A 17136-nucleotide genomic window follows, 5' to 3' on the forward strand; every position below is an offset into this window, starting at 1 on the left:
TGGTGGTTCGTGGATCTTTTTCGGGAGATCTGATGAACAGCCCGCAAAGAACACATGACCTGAGAACCGTCACTCTGGCAGCCACTGTTGATCATTTGCCCTTTTCGTGGCGATGCTCACAGTGTCTGATTATTCCCTTACATGCCCGGTGTCCCGGCCACCTCCCACCCTCCCGCGCGTCCCCGTCCCGTTCGGCACACCCACGACGGCCCGTTCCGGTCAGCCGGAGACGCTCGCCCGGCCGTTCTCGATGTGTCCCATCAGCCGTCGGCGGAAGACATCGTCCCCGTCGACCGTGACGGCCAGGTCGTACCAGCCGTGCGCGTCGGCCGCCGAGTGGACGACCGTACGGCTCCGCCCCGGCTTGACCTTGATCGTCCTCGTCCAGTCCCGCAGGTCTGCCTCGTCGACATAGCCCAGCGGCCGGACGGTGTAGGTGAGTGTCCGCCGCCCCGTGTTGCGAAGGGTGAGGTGCAGATCGCGCTCGTGGACGTCGACCCAGGTGGCGACCTCGGGTCCTCCCTCGGCGGATCCGGCGAACTCGCGGCGGAAGCCGTTCGGCCCGGTCACCGTGAACCGGTACGCCTCACCGGTAACGGGCACCGTCCAGATCGCCGTGCCCCTCACGTCCCGGTGCTGCGGGACGGGGAACTCGCCCGCGTACGGGTAGAGCGCGAAGTGCGCCGACGAACGGCCCGTGTTGCTGAGGGCGACCCGCACCGCCCCGTCCACGATCTTCGCCTGCGCGTCCGGCTGGTACGGCAGCGGACGGGCGGGCCGGACACCGGGCTCCTGTACAGGCATCTGCTGGACGGCGGGCGGCTTCGGCGCCCAGCGTCCGCTGAACGGCGGGATGACGCCCGGCTGCTCCACCTCGGGCCGGCGCCGTCCGCGCGTGAAGTCGAACGCCGACGTCAGATCACCGGTGACCGTGCGCCGCCAGTCGCTGATGTTCGGTTCCTGCACGCCTGTCCACCGCTCCAGGAATCGGATCACGGAGGTGTGGTCGAAGACCTCGGAGCAGACGAAGCCACCCACGGTCCACGGCGACACGACGAGCAGCGGCACGCGCATTCCGAGGCCGGTGGGCTTGGACTCCCACTGCTCATCGGTCACCTCGGGCGGCGCGACCGGCGGCGGGACATGGTCGAAGAAGCCGTCGTTCTCGTCGTAGTTGATGATGACGGCGGTGTGCCGCCACACATCGGGGTGCCTGCCGAGCGCGTCCAGGACCTTGTAGACGATCGTCGCGCTGTGGATCGGGGAGGAGACGCTCGGATGCTCGGAGTCGACCGCCGACGGCACCAGGTAGGAGACCTCGGGCAATGTGCCCGCCGCGACGTCCTCGGCGAACGCGTCGGCCAGCGTGCCGGTCTCGACCCGGCGCAGCGCTCGCTCGAAGAGGCTGCGTTCGGCCTCGGTGAGCGTGGCGACCCCGTCCTCCAGCAGTCCGAGCAGCCGCTCGCGCTCCGCCGCGTCGTCCGTGTCACGGACTGCCGCGTAGAAGGACTCCATGTAGGTGTGGCCGCCGGTCTTCGCCAGCGCCTTGCGGGCGATCGCCTTGAACGTGGCGAAGAACTCGATCTGGTTGTCGGTGAAGTTCTCCCACTCGGTGTACGTCTTCCAGCTGTGCCCGGCCTTCTCCAGCCGTTCCGCGTACGTGCTCCAGCCGTATCCCGGGTGGGTGCCCTCGCTGTACGCGTCGTTGCCGACCGCCCGCTTGCCGTTCGCCTCGAAGCCCGTCTTCCCGCTCCACAGGTGGTTTCGGTTGGGGCTGGTGGAGGTGTGGATGGACGAGTGGTAGGCGTCGCAGACCGTGAAGGTGTCGGCCAGTTCGTAGTGCAGCGGGATGTCGCGGCGGTCGTAGTACGCCATGGTGGCGGCCGTCTTCGCGGTCACCCAGCCGTTCATCCAGCCGCCGGCCCACGCCTTGCCGCCGCCGCTCCAGGAGTGGTCGAGGGCGCTGATGTACTGGAGGTCCTTCTTCTGCATCGCGGCGGCGTCCCGGACCGGGAACGGCAGCACGGAGGTACCCGATGCTCCCGGCTGCTCGAAGACGGGCTTGCCGGAGGGCAGTTCGATCGCGTTGCGGTCGCCGAAGCCGCGTACGCCGCGCAGAGTCCCGAAGTAATGATCGAAGGAACGGTTCTCCTGCATCAGGATCACCACGTGCCTGATGTCCCCGAGCCCGCCGGACCCCGCCGAGCGCGCCGGCTGCGCGGCGAGCGCGGCCTGCAGCGACGGCGGCAGCAGCGACCCGGCCGCCGCGGCACCGAGGGCGCCGCCGCCGAGCGCGAAGAGTCGTCGCCGTGAGATGTCCGTGGTCAAGTTGAGCCTCCCGAGTCCGGTCGTACAGCCGGGAAACTAATCAAGCCAAGTGGCGGCAGAAAGACCACCGCGCGGCCCGGCGGTGAACGTCCAGCAGGCCGCCTCGGAGAGCCCGAAGCACCTGCCCGTCCGCGGTACCGGTCACACCCCGATCGTATGCAGCGCTCCCCACAGCGCGACCGTCGACGCGGCCAATGTCAGCGGTACGGCCAGCAGCCCCAGCCGGGTGAAGTGGCCCAGGTCGGGCGCGGCGCCGTGGGTGTGCAGGATGCGGCGCCAGAGCAAAGTGGCGAGCGAGCCGACATAGGTGAGGTTCGGCCCGAGATTCACCCCGATCAGGGCGGCGAGCAACGGCCCGGGCCCGGCCGCCGCGACGACCGGGAGCAGGGCGAGGATCGCGGGCAGGTTGTTGATCAGGTTGGCCAGCACCGCCGCCACCGCGGCCACCGCCAGCAGCGCAGGCAGTGACGAACCGTCGGGCAGGAGCGCGCCGATCCCGGCGCCGAGACCGTGCTCGACGACGGCCGCGACGACGACGCCCAGGGCCAGCACGAAGAGGCAGAACATCGGGTTGGCGGCGTGCACCAGCCCCTTGACCGTGGTTCTCCGCTGTCCCAGTGCCCGGATCCCGAGGACGGTCGCTCCGGCCAGCGCGGCCCACAGCGGTTCCGCGCCCGCGAACGACGTGACGACGAAGCCCGCCAGTGTCAGGGCGAGGACGACGAGCGTGAAGACAGGGACGCCGGTCGGTTCCTCGTCCGGATCCGGCGGGTGCGCGCCCGCTGCCAGGTCGTCGGCGAAGACGCGGCGGAAAATGACGTACTCGACGGCGATGGCAGCCAGCCACGGCAGGGACATCAGCGCGGCGAAGCGGGTGAAGGAAAGGCCGCTCGCGGTGAACGCCAGCAGGTTGGTGAGGTTGGAGACGGGAAGCAGCAGGGACGCCGAGTTGGCGAGATGCGCGCAGGCGTAGACGTACGGGCGGGGGCGGGCGCCGACACGGGCGGCGGTGGCGATGACGACGGGCGTCAGCAGGACCACCGTGGCGTCCAGGCTGAGAACGGCTGTGATCAGCGCCGCCACGACGAAGACCCCGCCGAGCAGCGGCTCGGTCCGCCCCCCGCAGAGGCGGGCGACCATATGGCCGGCGGCCGTGAACAGTCCTTCGTCGGCACAGAGCTGCGCCAGCACGAGAATGGCGGCGAGGAAGCCGACGACCGGCAGCAGGCTGCCGATCTGGGCCCGTGCGTCCGCGAACGGCACCGCGCCCAGGACCACCACCAGCACGGCGGCGGGTACGGCGACCGTCGCCTCGGGCAGCCCCCGGGGTCGTACGACGGCGAACGCCAGCACCGCCAGGAGCAGCGCGACGGAGACGATCTCGGCGGTGACGGTGTTCAGCGGACTCTCTCCGGAAGCGCAAGGAATCATGAAGGGGCGGTGCACCCGTTGGCCGGGTGCACCGCCCCTTCACCTGAATACGTACGCAGCCGCAGCTGCGCGAAGGACTCAGCCCTCGACGCCGAGCTTCTCCAGGATCAGCTCGCGCACCCGGGCCGCGTCCGCCTGGCCGCGGGTGGCCTTCATGACCGCGCCGACGAGCGCACCCGCCGCCGCGACCTTGCCACCGCGGATCTTGTCCGCGACGGCCGCGTTGGCGGCGATGGCCTCGTCCACGGCCGCGCCCAGCGCGCCCTCGTCCGAGACGACCTTCAGGCCCCGCTTCTCCACGACTGCGTCCGGGTCGCCCTCGCCCGCGAGGACACCCTCGATGACCTGGCGCGCCAGCTTGTCGTTGAGGTCGCCGGAGGCGACGAGCTCGGTCACCCGGGCGACCTGCGCCGGGGTGATCGCCAGCTCGTCCAGGGCGACACCGGTCTCGTTGGATTGCCGGGCGAGCTCGCCCATCCACCACTTGCGGGCCTGGTCGGACGGGGCACCCGCCTCGGTCGTGGCGACGATCAGGTCGACCGCGCCCGCGTTGAGGATCGACTGCATGTCGAACTCCGAGACGCCCCACTCCTCGCGCAGCCGGTTGCGGCGTACCCGCGGCAGCTCGGGAAGCCCCTTGCGCAGCTCCTCGACCCAGTCGCGGGCCGGGGCCACGGGCACCAGGTCCGGCTCCGGGAAGTAGCGGTAGTCCTCGGCGTTGTCCTTGATGCGGCCGGCCGTGGTGGAGCCGTCCTCCTCGTGGAAGTGCCGGGTCTCCTGCACGACCTTGGCGCCGGAGTTCAGCACCGCGGCGTGGCGCTGGATCTCGTAACGGGCGGCACGCTCGACGGAACGCAGCGAGTTCACGTTCTTCGTCTCGGAACGGGTACCGAACGTCTCGGTGCCGTTGGGGCGCAGCGACAGGTTCACGTCGCAGCGCATCTGGCCCTGCTCCATGCGGGCCTCGGAGACGCCGAGCGCCTTGATGAGCTCGCGCAGCTCGGCGACGTACGCCTTCGCGACCTCGGGGGCGCGCGCGCCCGCTCCCTCGATCGGCTTGGTGACGATCTCGATGAGCGGGATGCCCGCACGGTTGTAGTCCAGCAGGGAGTGGGACGCGCCGTGGATACGGCCGGTGGCGCCGCCGACGTGCAGCGACTTACCGGTGTCCTCCTCCATGTGGGCGCGCTCGATCTGCACCCGGAAGATCTCCCCGTCCTCCAGCTGGACGTCCAGATAGCCGTCGAAGGCGATCGGCTCGTCGTACTGCGAGGTCTGGAAGTTCTTCGGCATGTCCGGATAGAAGTAGTTCTTCCGGGCGAAGCGGCACCACTCGGCGATCTCGCAGTTCAGCGCGAGACCGATCTTGATGGCGGACTCGACGCCGATGGCGTTGACGACCGGCAGCGAGCCGGGCATGCCGAGGCAGGTCGGGCACGTCTGCGAGTTCGGCTCCGCGCCCAGCTCGGTGGAGCAGCCGCAGAACATCTTGGTCTTGGTGCCGAGCTCGACATGGACCTCCAGGCCCATGACGGGGTCGTACGTCGCGAGGGCGTCCTCGTACGGCACCAGGTCAGTGACAGTCACGGTGAAACTTTCCCTCTCAACCCAGCAGTACGTCGTCGTCGCCCAGGCGCTTCAGCTCTCGGTAGAGCAGAGCGATGCCGGTGGCGATGGCGGCAGCGGAGACGACGGCGTCGACCAGCCGGAGCGTGTCGTGCTCGGAGCGTGCCTTCTTGGCCTGCTTGAGCACGCTGACCGCACCGAACGCGGTGGTGCCGATGGACAGGTACGTACCGGTCTTGGACTTCTTGAAGCCCTTGGCCTTGGTCAGTGCGCTCACAGTGACGGAGCCTCCTCCAGCAGCGGGTGCCCCCACTTTTCCACGAAGGCGGCCTCGACGGCGGCCCCGACCTTGTACAGCCGGTCGTCCTTCATGGCGGGGGCGATGATCTGCAGACCGACCGGCAGACCGTCCTCCGGTGCCAGACCGCAGGGCAGCGACATCGCGGAGTTGCCGGCCAGGTTGGTCGGAATGGTGCACAGGTCGGCCAGGTACATCGCCATCGGGTCGTCGGCGCGCTCGCCGATCGGGAAGGCGGTGGTCGGCGTCGTCGGGGAGACGATCACGTCGACCTGCTCGAAGGCCTTCTCGAAGTCCCGGGTGATGAGCGTGCGGACCTTCTGCGCCGAGCCGTAGTACGCGTCGTAGTAGCCGGAGCTGAGTGCGTACGTACCGAGGATCACGCGGCGCTTGACCTCGTCGCCGAAGCCGGCCTCGCGGGTGAGCGCGGTGACCTCCTCGGCGGACTTCGTGCCGTCGTCGCCGACCCGGAGGCCGTACCGCATGGCGTCGAAGCGGGCCAGGTTCGAGGAGCACTCGGACGGCGCGATCAGGTAGTACGCCGACAGACCCAGGTCGAAGGACGGGCAGTCCAGCTCGACGACGGTGGCACCGAGCGACTTCAGAAGCTCGACCGACTCGTTGAAACGCTGGACGACACCGGCCTGGTAGCCCTCGCCGGAGAACTGCTTGACGACGCCGATGCGCATGCCGTCGACGCTGCCGTTGCGGGCGGCCTCGACGACCGGCGGGACCGGGGCGTCAATGGACGTCGAGTCCAGCGGGTCGTGTCCGGCGATCACCTCGTGGAGCAGCGCCGCGTCCAGGACCGTGCGGGCGCACGGGCCACCCTGGTCGAGGGAGGACGAGAAGGCGACCATGCCGTAGCGCGAGACCGCACCGTAGGTGGGCTTCACGCCGACCGTGCCGGTGACGGCGGCGGGCTGGCGGATGGAACCGCCGGTGTCCGTGCCGATGGCGAGCGGGGCCTCGAACGACGCGAGGGCGGCCGAGGAGCCACCTCCGGAGCCGCCCGGGATCCGGGTGAGGTCCCACGGGTTACCGGTCGGGCCGTAGGCGCTGTTCTCGGTGGAGGACCCCATGGCGAACTCGTCCATGTTGGTCTTGCCGAGGATGACGACGTCGGCGGCCTTCAGCTTCTTGGTCAGGGTCGCGTCGTACGGCGGGACCCAGCCCTCGAGGATCTTCGAGCCGACGGTGGTCGGCATGGTCTTCGTGGTGAAGATGTCCTTCAGCGCGAGCGGGACACCGGCCAGCGGGCCGAGCTTCTCGCCCGCGGCCTTCTTCGCGTCGACGGCACGGGCCTGCGCGAGCGCGCCCTCACGGTCGATGTGCAGGAAGGCGTGGACCTTCTCGTCGACCGCGTCGATCCGGGCCAGGTGCGCCTCGGTGACCTCGACGGCCGTGAGTTCCCCGGAAGCGATCTTCGCGGCGATCTCGGCGGCGGTGAGCTTGATGATGGAGCTGTTGTCCGTCATGGCTTTTAGTCCTCCCCCAGGATCTGCGGCACCTTGAAACGCTGCTGCTCCTGGGCCGGGGCGCCGGAGAGCGCCTGCTCGGGGGTGAGCGACGGACGGACCTCGTCCGCGCGCATGACATTCGTCAGCGGCAGCGGGTGGGAGGTCGGCGGTACGTCTTGGTCGGCGACCTCGGAGACGCGGGCGACCGCGCCGATGATGTCGTCGAGCTGACCGGCGAAGTGATCGAGCTCTTCGCCCTTCAGCTCCAGACGCGCCAGCCGGGCGAGGTGGGCGACCTCCTCGCGCGTGATGCCAGGCATGCAGCGATCCTCAGGGGTGAGTGTTGTGGTTTTGGCCCCAATCCTATGGGGTCCGGCGCTCACGGGGCCGCCACCCACGGAACACTCGCCTCCGGTCAGCCTCCGGCCGTGCCCGTATCGGGGACGATCGGCTCGATTCCGCCGCCGGGATCCGGGCCGCCGGGCCCGCTCATGTCGTCGCCGGGCGCGACTGCGCGGGCCGCCCCGGCTGCCGCTGCTCCAACTCGGCCACCGCGGCCGTCACGCCCGTCACCCCCGATGCGGCGGCAGCGGCCGCGGCGGCCGCCGCCTCCAGCTCCGCCGGCCGCCGCCAGCCGTGCTCGCCGCGCGCCCGCAGCCACGCCGTCGTCTCCTGCGGCGGCATCGCGGCCGCGACCAGCCACCCCTGCACCGCATCGCAGCGCAGGTCCCGCAGCCGCTCCCACGTCTCGTCGTCCTCGACGCCCTCCGCGACGACCAGCAGGCCGAGCGAGTGGGCCAGATCGATGGTGCAGCGGACGATCTCCGCGTCCTCGTTGTCGACGGCCAGCCGGGCGACGAAGGACCGGTCGATCTTCAGCTCGCTGACCGGCAGCCGGCGCAGGTGGACCAGCGAGGAGTACCCCGTACCGAAGTCGTCGAGGGACATCTTCACGCCGTGCGCGGTCAGGCCGGCCAGCGTGTCGGCGGCGCGCTGCGGGTCCTCCAGCAGCACGTGTTCCGTTATTTCCAGCTGGAGGGAGCCGGCCGGGACGCCGTGCCGGGCGAGCTGGGCCGCGACGCCGCCCGCGAAGCCCGGGGTGTGGACGTCGCGCGGGGAGACGTTGACCGCGACCGGGACGAACAGCCCCTGCGCCCGCCACCGGGCGACCTGGGCCAGCGCCGTCTCCAGCACGTACTCGGTGAGGTGCGGCATCAGACCGGAGGACTCGGCGATGGCGATGAACTCGTCCGGAGGGACCCGGCCGCGCTCCGGGTGCACCCAGCGCACCAGCGCCTCGAGCCCGGCCACCTGGCCGTCGAACCGGACCTTCGGCTGGTAGTGGAGCTCCACCTCGCCGGCGTCCAGCGCGCGCCGCAGGTCCCCGAGGAGTCCGAGCCGGTCCGGGGTGTTGCTGTCCCGCTTCGACTCGTACACCTCGACACCCGTACGGTCCCGCTTGGCCTGGTACATCGCCACGTCCGCCCGTCTGAGCAGCCCTTCGGCGTCCAGCGCGTGGTCGGGGTAGACGGCGACTCCGGCGCTGGCCTCCAGCACCAGCGTGAGGCCGTCGAGGTCCAGTGGTGAGGAGAGCTCGGCGACCAGATGGCGGGCGACGCGCTGGGCACTGGTGGTGGAGTCCGCGGTCGGCAGCAGTACGGCGAACTCGTCGCCGCCGAGCCGCGCGGCCTCCGCTCCGCGCGGCAGGGCCAGCCGGAGCCGCTCCGCAATCTGCAGCAGCAGCCGGTCCCCCGCGAGATGGCCGAGGGTGTCGTTGACCGCACGGAACCTGTCGAGGTCGATCAGGACGAGCGCGGATCTGGCGCCGATGTTCTCGGCGTCCTCCAGTGCTGTCCATGTGCGCTCCAGCAGCCACTGGCGGTTGGGCAGTCCGGTCAGCGGGTCCCGCAGCTGCTCCTCGGCCCGGGCCCGGGCGATCCAGAGGGTGGAGTCCAGGGCGATCAGCGGAACGGCGAACAGCGGCAGCAGTACGGGCGTGGCGATCGCGACGACACAGATCAGCGGGGCGAGCCCGAGGAGTGCGACCGCGACGAGCCCCTGGCGCAGCAGGGCGGTGCGGGCGATGGTCGGCAGCCCGCCCCCCTGGGGTGCCCGTGCATACCAGAGGAGGGCCCTGGTGACGACGAGATACGTGGAGGCGGCCAGAACGACTTCCGGGACGGCGTCGATGCCCCAGTCGAGAGGCTTCCAGGGCGACTCGACGGTGCGCAGGTCGCCGAACGCGGCGAGGACCAGGGCCGCCGCACCTATCCCCAGGATGTCCACCGCACCGTGCAGCAGCCCCTGCCACCAGCGGTGTCTGCGGGCCATCCCGACGAGCACGACGACGACCAGGCTGACCAGGCCGGCGGGCACCCAGCCGTAGAGCAGCAGCACGGCGAGGGTGAGGGCGGCACCCGATCCGGTGCCGCCCCACCAGCGGTCCCGCCCGAGTGCGACGAGATGGCCGACGATGATCCCGGTGAGTACGGCGAGCGACCAGCCGGCCGCACCGTTCGGGAAGAGTGCGTGCCCGGCGCTCACGGTCCGGTAGAAGCCCGTCGCCAGCTGAACAGTGGCGATCAGTAAAACGGCGGCACCCACTTTGGGCATGAGGCCGAGGAAACCTTGCAGCCGCGACACCGGTGCGGCGCTCTCGGTCGGTTTCATTCCGTCCCTCTCACAGCCGGCGGTGCCGATGTCACCTGGTCGTCCCGCTCCCATGCCACCACGAACCCATGACCGTCACGCACCCGGGCACGGCAGGCGCACATCTCAACAGTAGGCCGCGGAACGCCCGTGCGGGCAGCGCTCTACAGCTCTTGCCCGAATGCGAACTGACCATCATTCAGCATCTGGTATGCGCCGAACGGGTGAACCGGGCTTCCCGGTCATGCCGTTTGCCGTTCGGGCCCGCCGCGGCTCGGCTACTCCTCGGCCGGTCCGGCGACCGGTACAGCCGCCTCGCGTGCCGCGTCAGGCCCCTGTTCGAGCAGTACGGCGAAGCCCGCCCCGTCCAGAACCGGAACCTTCAGTTGCATCGCCTTGTCGTACTTCGAGCCCGGATTGTCGCCGACCACCACGAAGGAGGTCTTCTTCGAAACGGATCCTGTCACCTTTGCCCCACGGCTCTGCAGGGCCTCTTTCGCGCCATCCCTGGTGTGGTCGGCCAACGTGCCCGTGACGACGACGGTGAGCCCTTCGAGCGGACGCGGCGCGTCGTCCTCACCCGCGCTCTCGTCGGCCATCCGGACCCCGGCCTCCCGCCACTTGCGCAGGATCTCCCGGTGCCAGTCCTCCGCGAACCACTGGGTGACCGAGGCGGCGATGATGGGTCCGACGCCGTCCGCTGCGGCCAGCTCCTCCTCGGTCGCCGCCTCGATGCGGTCCATCGAACGGAACTGACGGGCCAGCTCCTCGGCCGCGACCGGGCCGACATGACGGATCGAGAGCCCGGTGAGGATCCGGGCCAGCGGCGCCTGTTTGGCGGCGGTGATCGATTCCAGCATCGCCACGGCGTTCTTCTTCGGCTCGCCGTGCTGGTTGGCGAAGACCAGGGCGGTCTTCTCCTCGCCGGTCTTCGGGTCGTGCTTGGGCAGTCCGCTGTCCATGTCCAGGACGTAGGCCCGGATCGGCAGCAGCTGCTCGATCGTCAGCCCGAAGAGGTCGCTCTCGTCGCGCAGGGGCGGCTCGGTGGGCTCCAGCGGCTTGGTCAGGGCGGCCGCCGCGACATAGCCGAAGTGGTCGATGTCCAGGCACTTGCGGCCCGCGAGATAGGCGACGCGCTCTCGCAACTGCGCGGGGCAGAAGCGCGCGTTGGGACAGCGGACGTCGATGTCGGCCTCCTTCATGGGCCGCAGTTCCGTCCCGCACTCGGGGCAGTGGGTCGGCATCACGAACGCCCGCTCGGTGCCGTCCCGCAGATCGACGACCGGGCCGAGGATCTCCGGGATCACATCGCCCGCCTTGCGGATCACCACCGTGTCCCCGATGAGGACGCCCTTCTCCTTCACCACGTTCTGGTTGTGCAGGGTGGCGAACTCGACCTCGGAGCCCGCCACTTCGACGGGTTCGACCTGTGCGTAGGGAGTGACCCGGCCGGTGCGTCCGACACCGACCCGGATGTTCACCAGCTTGGTGTTCACCTCTTCCGGCGGGTACTTCCAGGCGATCGCCCAGCGCGGGGCGCGCGAGGTGGAGCCCAGCCGGCCCTGGAGCGCGATCTCGTCGAGCTTGACGACGACGCCGTCGATCTCGTGCTCCACGGAGTGCCGGTTCTCGCCGAAGTGCGCGATGAACTCCCTGACACCGTCGAGGGAGTCGACGACCTTGTTGTACTTCGCGGTGGGCAGGCCCCATTCGTGCAGCAGCTCGTAGGCATGCGAGAGCCGGTCGATCTCGAGGCCCTCACGGGCGCCGATGCCGTGCACCACCATGTGCAGCGGGCGGGCGGCGGTGACCTTCGGGTCCTTCTGGCGCAGTGAACCCGCCGCCGCGTTGCGCGGGTTGGCGAACGGTTTGTCGTCGGCCGCCACCAGCCGGGCGTTGAGCTCCTCGAACGCCTCCATCGGGAAGAAGACCTCGCCACGGATCTCGACCAGCGCGGGGATCCGGTCGCCCTTCAGCCGGTGCGGGATCTCGGCGATCGTGCGGACATTGGGGGTGATGTCCTCGCCGGTGCGGCCGTCGCCGCGGGTCGCGGCGCGGGTCAGCAGCCCCTGCTCGTACGTGAGGTTGACCGCGAGGCCGTCCACCTTGAGCTCGCACAGGAAGTGGTGGACGCCGGCGCCGACGTCCTTGGCGACGCGCTCGGCCCAGACCGCCAGCCCCTCGTCGTCGAAGGCGTTGTCCAGGGAGAGCATCCGCTCGCGGTGCTCGACCGAGGTGAACTCCGTCCGGTACGGCCCGGCGACCTTCTGGGTCGGCGACTCGGGCGTACGCAGTTGCGGGTACTCGTCCTCCAGGTCCTGCAGCGAGCGCATCAGCCGGTCGAACTCGGCGTCGCTGACGACCGGCTGGTCGTTCACGTAGTACCGGAAGCGGTGCTCCTCGATCTGCTCCGCAAGGAGCGCATGCCGCTGCTGCGCCTCCGTGGGCACTTCCGTTTTCTGTCCGCCGGCCATCGTCTCGTCCTCCCGTTACCCGATACCCGCTTACTCAGGGTTGTCTGCGAGCGATCTCGCGGCCCGGGCGCAGTGGGCGAGGGCGGCGCGCGCATACGCGGGCGACGCACCTGCGAGCCCGCACGACGGAGTGATCACCAGCGACTCGGCAAGAGTCCCCGGATTCAGCCCCAGCCTGCGCCACAGCGTCCTGACACCCATGACGCTACCGCCCGGGTCCGACAATGCGTCCGAAGCCGGGTCGGTGCCGGGCACCACCCCGAGGAAGAGCTGCGTACCGCCTTCGACCGCTTCCCCGATCGCCTCCTCCTCACGCTCGGTGAGCAGTGAGAAGTCGAACGAGATGCCGTCGGCACCGGCCCGGCGCAGCAGCGCGAACGGCACGTCGGGCGCGCAGGTGTGCACGAGCGTCGCCTCTTCCCCGTTCGCCGCCAGGACGTCGCGGAGCGTGCCCTCCACCACCTGCCGGTCCACGGCCCGGTAGGTGCGGTAGCCGCTCGCCGTCCTGATGTGCCCGCGCAGTACGCCGGTCAGGGACGGTTCGTCGAGCTGGAGGATCACCCGGGCGCCGGGCATCCTGCGTCGTACCTCCGCGAGATGCCCCAGCAGCCCCTCGGCCAGCGAGGCCGCCAGATCGCGGCAGGCACCCGGGTCGCCGAGCACGGCCTCGCCGCCCCGCCGTTCCAGTGCGGCGGCGAGCGTCCAGGGACCGACGGCCTGGACCTTGAGCGGTCCCTCGTACCCCTGGGTGAACTCCTCCAGGGCGTCGAGGTCCTCACCCAGCCAGGAGCGGGCCCGCCGGGTGTCGCGGCCCGGCCGGTCACTGATGCGCCAGCCGCTGGGCTCGACATGGCCGTACATGTCGACGAGCAGTCCGATGGTCCGCCCGATCATGTCGGCACCGGGCCCGCGTGCGGGCAGTTCCGGCAGATGCGGCAGGCCCGCACCGTCCGCGAAGGACCCGGTGACGGTCTTCGCCGCCTCCCGCGCGTCTCCCCCGGGCATGGATCCGATCCCGGTCGCGCGGCACCCGCTGAACTTGCTTTTCTCGGTCACGCAGGAAGCCTACGGTCCGGGCCGCCGGGCCCGTCGCGGGCCCGCCCGGCGCCGGAGGACCCGGCGTCCGCGGACCCGGCGTCCGGGGCTTCAGCGCCCGGGACGGACCGTGAGGTCGTTGACCTCGGCGTCGCGCGGCAGGTCGATCGCCATCACGATGGTGGTCGCCACGGACTCCGGATCGATGAACCGGGAGGCGTCGTACTCCTTGCCCTCCTGCTGGTGCACCTTGGCCTGCATGGGGCTGGCAGTACGTCCGGGGTAGACGGAGCTCACCCGGACGCCGTTTCCGTGCTCCTCCTGGCGCAGCGAGTCGGCGAGCGCCTTCAGCCCGTGCTTGCTCGCGGCGTACGCGCTCCACTCGGCGTTTGCGCTGAGCCCGGCGCCCGAGTTCACGAACACGACATGGCCCTGGGCCACGCGCAGTTGCGGCAGGAAGAGCCGGGTCAGCTCGGCCGGGGCCACCAGGTTGGTGTTGAGCTGGAAGTGCCATGCCTTGGGCGTGAGCTCCCCGACCTGGCCCAGCTCCACGACGCCCGCGATGTGCAGCAGCGAGTCGATCCGCTCCGGGAGCGACTGCTGCGCGAACGCCCAGGACAGCCGGTCCGGGTTGCCGAGGTCGCCGACGAGCGTGCGGGCTCCGGGGTGGAGCGCGGCCAGCTCCTTGGCGCGGCCCGCGTCACGGGCCAGCAGCACGAGTTCGTCACCGCGCTCCAGGAGACGGCGGGCGACAGCTGCTCCGATGCCGGAGCCGGCGCCGGTGATGAGGTGAGTGGACATGCGCCCATGGTCGCATCCGGCCGGTGGCTACTGGATGCCGGACCACTCCTCCAGGTAGGCCAGCGCGCCGACCCCGTCCTTTGCGAAGAACACCAGCTCGGTGAGGGGAAGGGGCAGGAAGCCCTCGTCCTCCATGCGCTGGAACTGCAGACGCAGCCCGTCGTAGAAACCCGCCGTGTTCAGCAGGACGACCGGCTTGTCGTGCTTGCCGTGCTTCTTCAGCTCCAGGATCTCGGTGGCCTCGTCGAGCGTCCCCATACCGCCCACCATGATCACGACGGCGTCGGCCTTCTCCAGGAGCAGCGCCTTGCGCTCGGCGAGATCGCGTGCGATCACCATCTCGTCGGCGTCGGTCCGGGCCTGGGCGGCCATGAAGTCCACCGAGACCCCGACGAGCCGCCCGCCCGACTCCTGCACCCCGTCGGCGACGACCTTCATCAGCCCGCTCTCCGACCCGCCCCAGACCAGTGTGTGTCCGCCGCGGCCGAGCAGCTCGGCGAACTCGCGGGCGGGCCGGGTGTAGCGGTCGTCGAGGTCGGCGGCGGAGAGAAAGACGCAGATGTTCATGCGGCAACGGTAAGTGCGCCCACTGACACTCCACGGGACGGGGGGTTGTTCCGGGGAAGAATCCGGCGCACGGCACGGCTGAACAAGACATGACTTCCACCACAGGACACGTGATCACCGTCGAGCCCGGCACCGAGCATGTGCGCGTGGTGCGTGACGGTCAGCTGCTCGCCGAGAGCCGCCGTCCGCTCGTACTGCGCGAGACGGGCTGTCCGGTCCGCTACTACCTGCCGCCCGAGGACGTCCGCACGGAACTGCTCACGGCGTCGGACACCCACACCCACTGCCCGTTCAAGGGGGATGCCTCCTACTGGTCGCTGCCGGGCGTGGCCGATCTCGTGTGGGCCTATCCGGACCCCAAGCCCGAAGTCGCCGCGATCAAGGACCACTTCTGCTTCTACGACACCGAGACGGTCTCCGACTGATCGCCGGACACCGTGCTGAACTGCGGAGTTGAAGAATCTCGAAGAACTTCCCCGCCGCAGCGATGAGTTCTGCGGCGCGCCGCAGTCCATCTGCACATGGACAAGACTCCTTCCCGTGACGGCACTTTGATCGCCCACCGGCGCAGAGGTGACGGGCCGCCCGTGATTCTGGTGGGCGGGGCGCTGAGTACTGCGGCGACCGAGGAACCGCTGGCGGAACTTCTGGCGTCGCGGTTCAGCGTCGTGACCTATGACCGGCGCGGCCGCGGCTCCAGCGGCGACGGTGCGCCGTACGCGGTCGAGCGCGAGGTCGAGGATCTGGCGGCGATGATCGATCGGGTCGGTGGCCGGGCCTCGGTGTTCGGGATGTCGTCCGGCGGCGCCCTGGCGCTGGAGGCGCAGGCCTCGGGGCTGCCCGTCGACCTGCTCGCGGTGTACGAACCGCCGTTCGCCCCGGACGCACCGGGCCGTCGGGCCAAGGCGCGCTATGCGACCCGGCTGCACCGCCTGCTGTCGGCCGGGGACCGGGCGGGGGCACTCGAGTTGTTCCTGTCGCTGGCGGGGATCCCCGCCGACATGATCGCCCGGATGCGGCACGCCCCTCTGTGGCACGGCCTCGAAGCAGCGGCGCACACCCTGGCGTACGACGACGCGATCCTCGGCGACGGCACGGTCCCCGCCGAGCGTCTCGGGTCCGTCACCGCGCGCACCATGGTGATCACAGGGGGATTCAGTCCCACCCCGATGCGCACCCTGACCCGCGTCCTCGCGGAAGCGATCCCGCGCGCCCGGCACCGCACGCTGACGGGCCAGACACACGATCTGGCACCGCAGGTGGTCGCACCGGTGCTGGCGGAGTTCTTCTCGAAGGACGTGTACGTCAGCCGGGCGTCGTAAGTCCCGCCCACGACGCCTCGTCGCAGCCCGAGCCCGGCCCGCTTCGAAGGAACCGCTTCAGCTCCGGCCGACCGCGGCTTCGGTGCGCCGAACCGTCGTCGCGATCGTCGCCGAGCCGACCACGCGCGTCCCGTCGTACAGCACGACCGCCTGGCCGGGGGCCACGCCCCGTACCGGCTCGGTGAAAGTGACGTTCAGCGTGCCGTCCACGAGCTCGGCGGTCACCTCGGTCTCACCGCCGTGGGCGCGGAGCTGCGCGGTGTACGTGCCGGGGCCGGCCGGGGCCGTGCCGCACCAGCGGGGCTTGATCGCCGTCAGCGCCGTGACGTCGAGGGCCTCCACCGGGCCGACCGTCACCGTGTTGTTCACCGGGGAGATGTCGAGGACGTAGCGCGGCTTGCCGTCGGCGGCGGGGTGGCCGATGCGCAGGCCCTTGCGCTGGCCGATGGTGAAACCGAAGGCGCCCTCGTGGGTGCCGAGCCTGTTGCCGGACTCGTCGAGGATGTCGCCCTCGGCCTTGCCGCCGAGGCGGTCGGCCAGGAAGCCCTGGGTGTCGCCGTCGGCGATGAAGCAGATGTCGTGGCTGTCGGGCTTCTTCGCCACGGCCAGGCCACGGGCCTCCGCCTCGGCGCGGATCTCGTCCTTGGTGGTGAGGGTGTCGCCGAGCGGGAACATCGCGTGGGCGAGCTGCTTCTCGTCCAGGACACCGAGGACGTACGACTGGTCCTTGGCCATGTCCGAGGCTCGGTGCAGCTCGCGGCTGCCGTCCTCGTTCAGCACGACGGTGGCGTAGTGGCCGGTGCAGACGGCGTCGAAGCCGAGCGCGAGCGCCTTGTCGAGCAGCGCCGCGAACTTGATCTTCTCGTTGCAGCGCAGACACGGGTTGGGCGTGCGCCCCGCCTCGTACTCCGCGATGAAGTCCTCCACGACGTCCTCGCGGAAGCGTTCCGCCAGGTCCCAGACGTAGAACGGGATACCGATGACGTCCGCGGCGCGGCGGGCGTCGCGGGAGTCCTCGATGGTGCAACAGCCGCGCGCTCCGGTACGGAACGACTGCGGGTTCGCGGAGAGGGCGAGGTGCACACCGGTCACGTCATGGCCCGCCTCGGCGGCGCGGGCCGCGGCGACGGCGGAGTCGACACCGCCCGACATGGCGGCGAGCACACGGAGGGGGCGCTGGGAAGTCTGAGTCATAGCTCCACCAG

At 70.4% G+C, this 17136-nt stretch carries 14 protein-coding genes; 2 read left to right on the plus strand and 12 right to left on the minus strand.

Going from position 1 to position 17136, the window contains the following annotated elements; translation table 11 throughout:
• Positions 1-219: 219 nt before the first annotated feature.
• The 11 genes from OHB49_RS14340 to OHB49_RS14390 all read right to left on the minus strand — a co-directional run bounded on the left by OHB49_RS14340 (position 220) and on the right by OHB49_RS14390 (position 14609).
• Positions 220-2328: a phosphocholine-specific phospholipase C gene (locus OHB49_RS14340; RefSeq protein ID WP_329160661.1), complete on the minus strand. Its 2109-nt coding sequence runs from the start codon at positions 2326-2328 to the stop codon at positions 220-222.
• Positions 2329-2469: 141 nt separating this feature from the next.
• Complete coding sequence (locus tag OHB49_RS14345; RefSeq protein WP_199919182.1) at positions 2470-3759, minus strand: SLC13 family permease; 1290 nt, start codon at positions 3757-3759, stop codon at positions 2470-2472.
• Positions 3760-3837: 78 nt separating this feature from the next.
• A complete protein-coding gene (gatB, locus tag OHB49_RS14350) occupies positions 3838-5346 on the minus strand; it encodes an Asp-tRNA(Asn)/Glu-tRNA(Gln) amidotransferase subunit GatB (RefSeq protein WP_329160665.1) in 1509 nt (502 codons plus the stop codon).
• A 16-nt stretch (positions 5347-5362) separates the two neighbouring features.
• The gene (locus OHB49_RS14355; protein WP_030930926.1) at positions 5363-5602 is read right to left on the minus strand and encodes a hypothetical protein; all 240 of its coding nucleotides are present in this window, start codon (positions 5600-5602) and stop codon (positions 5363-5365) included.
• Positions 5599-7101 carry an Asp-tRNA(Asn)/Glu-tRNA(Gln) amidotransferase subunit GatA gene (gene gatA, locus OHB49_RS14360; RefSeq protein WP_030971311.1) on the minus strand — a complete coding sequence of 501 codons (1503 nt, stop codon included), beginning with the start codon at positions 7099-7101 and terminating at the stop codon, positions 5599-5601. Before gatA ends, OHB49_RS14355 begins: the two co-directional genes overlap by 4 nt.
• 5 nt (positions 7102-7106) lie before the next feature.
• Positions 7107-7403 carry an Asp-tRNA(Asn)/Glu-tRNA(Gln) amidotransferase subunit GatC gene (gene gatC / locus OHB49_RS14365; RefSeq protein ID WP_015036350.1) on the minus strand — a complete coding sequence of 99 codons (297 nt, stop codon included), beginning with the start codon at positions 7401-7403 and terminating at the stop codon, positions 7107-7109.
• Positions 7404-7572: 169 nt separating this feature from the next.
• The gene (locus OHB49_RS14370) at positions 7573-9753 is read right to left on the minus strand and encodes a putative bifunctional diguanylate cyclase/phosphodiesterase (protein WP_030971313.1); all 2181 of its coding nucleotides are present in this window, start codon (positions 9751-9753) and stop codon (positions 7573-7575) included.
• A 257-nt stretch (positions 9754-10010) separates the two neighbouring features.
• Positions 10011-12206 carry an NAD-dependent DNA ligase LigA gene (ligA, locus tag OHB49_RS14375; RefSeq protein ID WP_030971315.1) on the minus strand — a complete coding sequence of 732 codons (2196 nt, stop codon included), beginning with the start codon at positions 12204-12206 and terminating at the stop codon, positions 10011-10013.
• 30 nt (positions 12207-12236) lie between these two features.
• Positions 12237-13262, minus strand: a complete 1026-nt coding sequence (locus OHB49_RS14380) for a methionine synthase (RefSeq protein WP_329160669.1) — start codon at positions 13260-13262, stop codon at positions 12237-12239.
• A gap of 90 nt (positions 13263-13352) precedes the next feature.
• Positions 13353-14042, minus strand: coding sequence for an SDR family oxidoreductase (locus tag OHB49_RS14385; RefSeq protein WP_030971319.1), 690 nt, complete (start codon positions 14040-14042; stop codon positions 13353-13355).
• A gap of 27 nt (positions 14043-14069) precedes the next feature.
• Positions 14070-14609, minus strand: a complete 540-nt coding sequence (locus OHB49_RS14390) for a TIGR00730 family Rossman fold protein (RefSeq protein ID WP_030971321.1) — start codon at positions 14607-14609, stop codon at positions 14070-14072.
• A gap of 89 nt (positions 14610-14698) precedes the next feature.
• On the opposite strand from OHB49_RS14390, the gene OHB49_RS14395 reads away from it, so the two are divergent.
• Both OHB49_RS14395 and OHB49_RS14400 read left to right on the plus strand, forming a co-directional pair.
• Entirely contained in the window at positions 14699-15034 is a 336-nt protein-coding gene (locus OHB49_RS14395) for a DUF427 domain-containing protein (protein WP_329160674.1), read from the plus strand.
• 96 nt (positions 15035-15130) lie between these two features.
• Entirely contained in the window at positions 15131-15931 is an 801-nt protein-coding gene (locus OHB49_RS14400; protein ID WP_030971332.1) for an alpha/beta fold hydrolase, read from the plus strand.
• Positions 15932-15988: 57 nt separating this feature from the next.
• Here the strand turns inward: OHB49_RS14400 and mnmA are convergent, their stop codons facing one another.
• Positions 15989-17125, minus strand: a complete 1137-nt coding sequence (mnmA, locus tag OHB49_RS14405; RefSeq protein ID WP_030971334.1) for a tRNA 2-thiouridine(34) synthase MnmA — start codon at positions 17123-17125, stop codon at positions 15989-15991.
• Positions 17126-17136: the final 11 nt, after the last annotated feature.

Source organism: Streptomyces sp. NBC_01717, assembly GCF_036248255.1.
In the GTDB taxonomy this organism is placed as follows: domain Bacteria; phylum Actinomycetota; class Actinomycetes; order Streptomycetales; family Streptomycetaceae; genus Streptomyces.

Bases quoted from the DNA above. Each gene is read 5' to 3' on its own strand.
- OHB49_RS14345 (WP_199919182.1), bottom strand. From the start codon at position 3,759: ATGATTCCTTGCGCTTCCGGAGAGAGTCCGCTGAACACCGTCACCGCC.
- gatA (WP_030971311.1), bottom strand. From the start codon at position 7,101: ATGACGGACAACAGCTCCATCATCAAGCTCACCGCCGCCGAGATCGCC.
- gatC (WP_015036350.1), bottom strand. From the start codon at position 7,403: ATGCCTGGCATCACGCGCGAGGAGGTCGCCCACCTCGCCCGGCTGGCG.
- OHB49_RS14370 (WP_030971313.1), bottom strand. From the start codon at position 9,753: ATGAAACCGACCGAGAGCGCCGCACCGGTGTCGCGGCTGCAAGGTTTC.
- ligA (WP_030971315.1), bottom strand. From the start codon at position 12,206: ATGGCCGGCGGACAGAAAACGGAAGTGCCCACGGAGGCGCAGCAGCGG.
- OHB49_RS14385 (WP_030971319.1), bottom strand. From the start codon at position 14,042: ATGTCCACTCACCTCATCACCGGCGCCGGCTCCGGCATCGGAGCAGCT.
- OHB49_RS14390 (WP_030971321.1), bottom strand. From the start codon at position 14,609: ATGAACATCTGCGTCTTTCTCTCCGCCGCCGACCTCGACGACCGCTAC.
- OHB49_RS14395 (WP_329160674.1), top strand. From the start codon at position 14,699: ATGACTTCCACCACAGGACACGTGATCACCGTCGAGCCCGGCACCGAG.
- OHB49_RS14400 (WP_030971332.1), top strand. From the start codon at position 15,131: ATGGACAAGACTCCTTCCCGTGACGGCACTTTGATCGCCCACCGGCGC.
- mnmA (WP_030971334.1), bottom strand. From the start codon at position 17,125: ATGACTCAGACTTCCCAGCGCCCCCTCCGTGTGCTCGCCGCCATGTCG.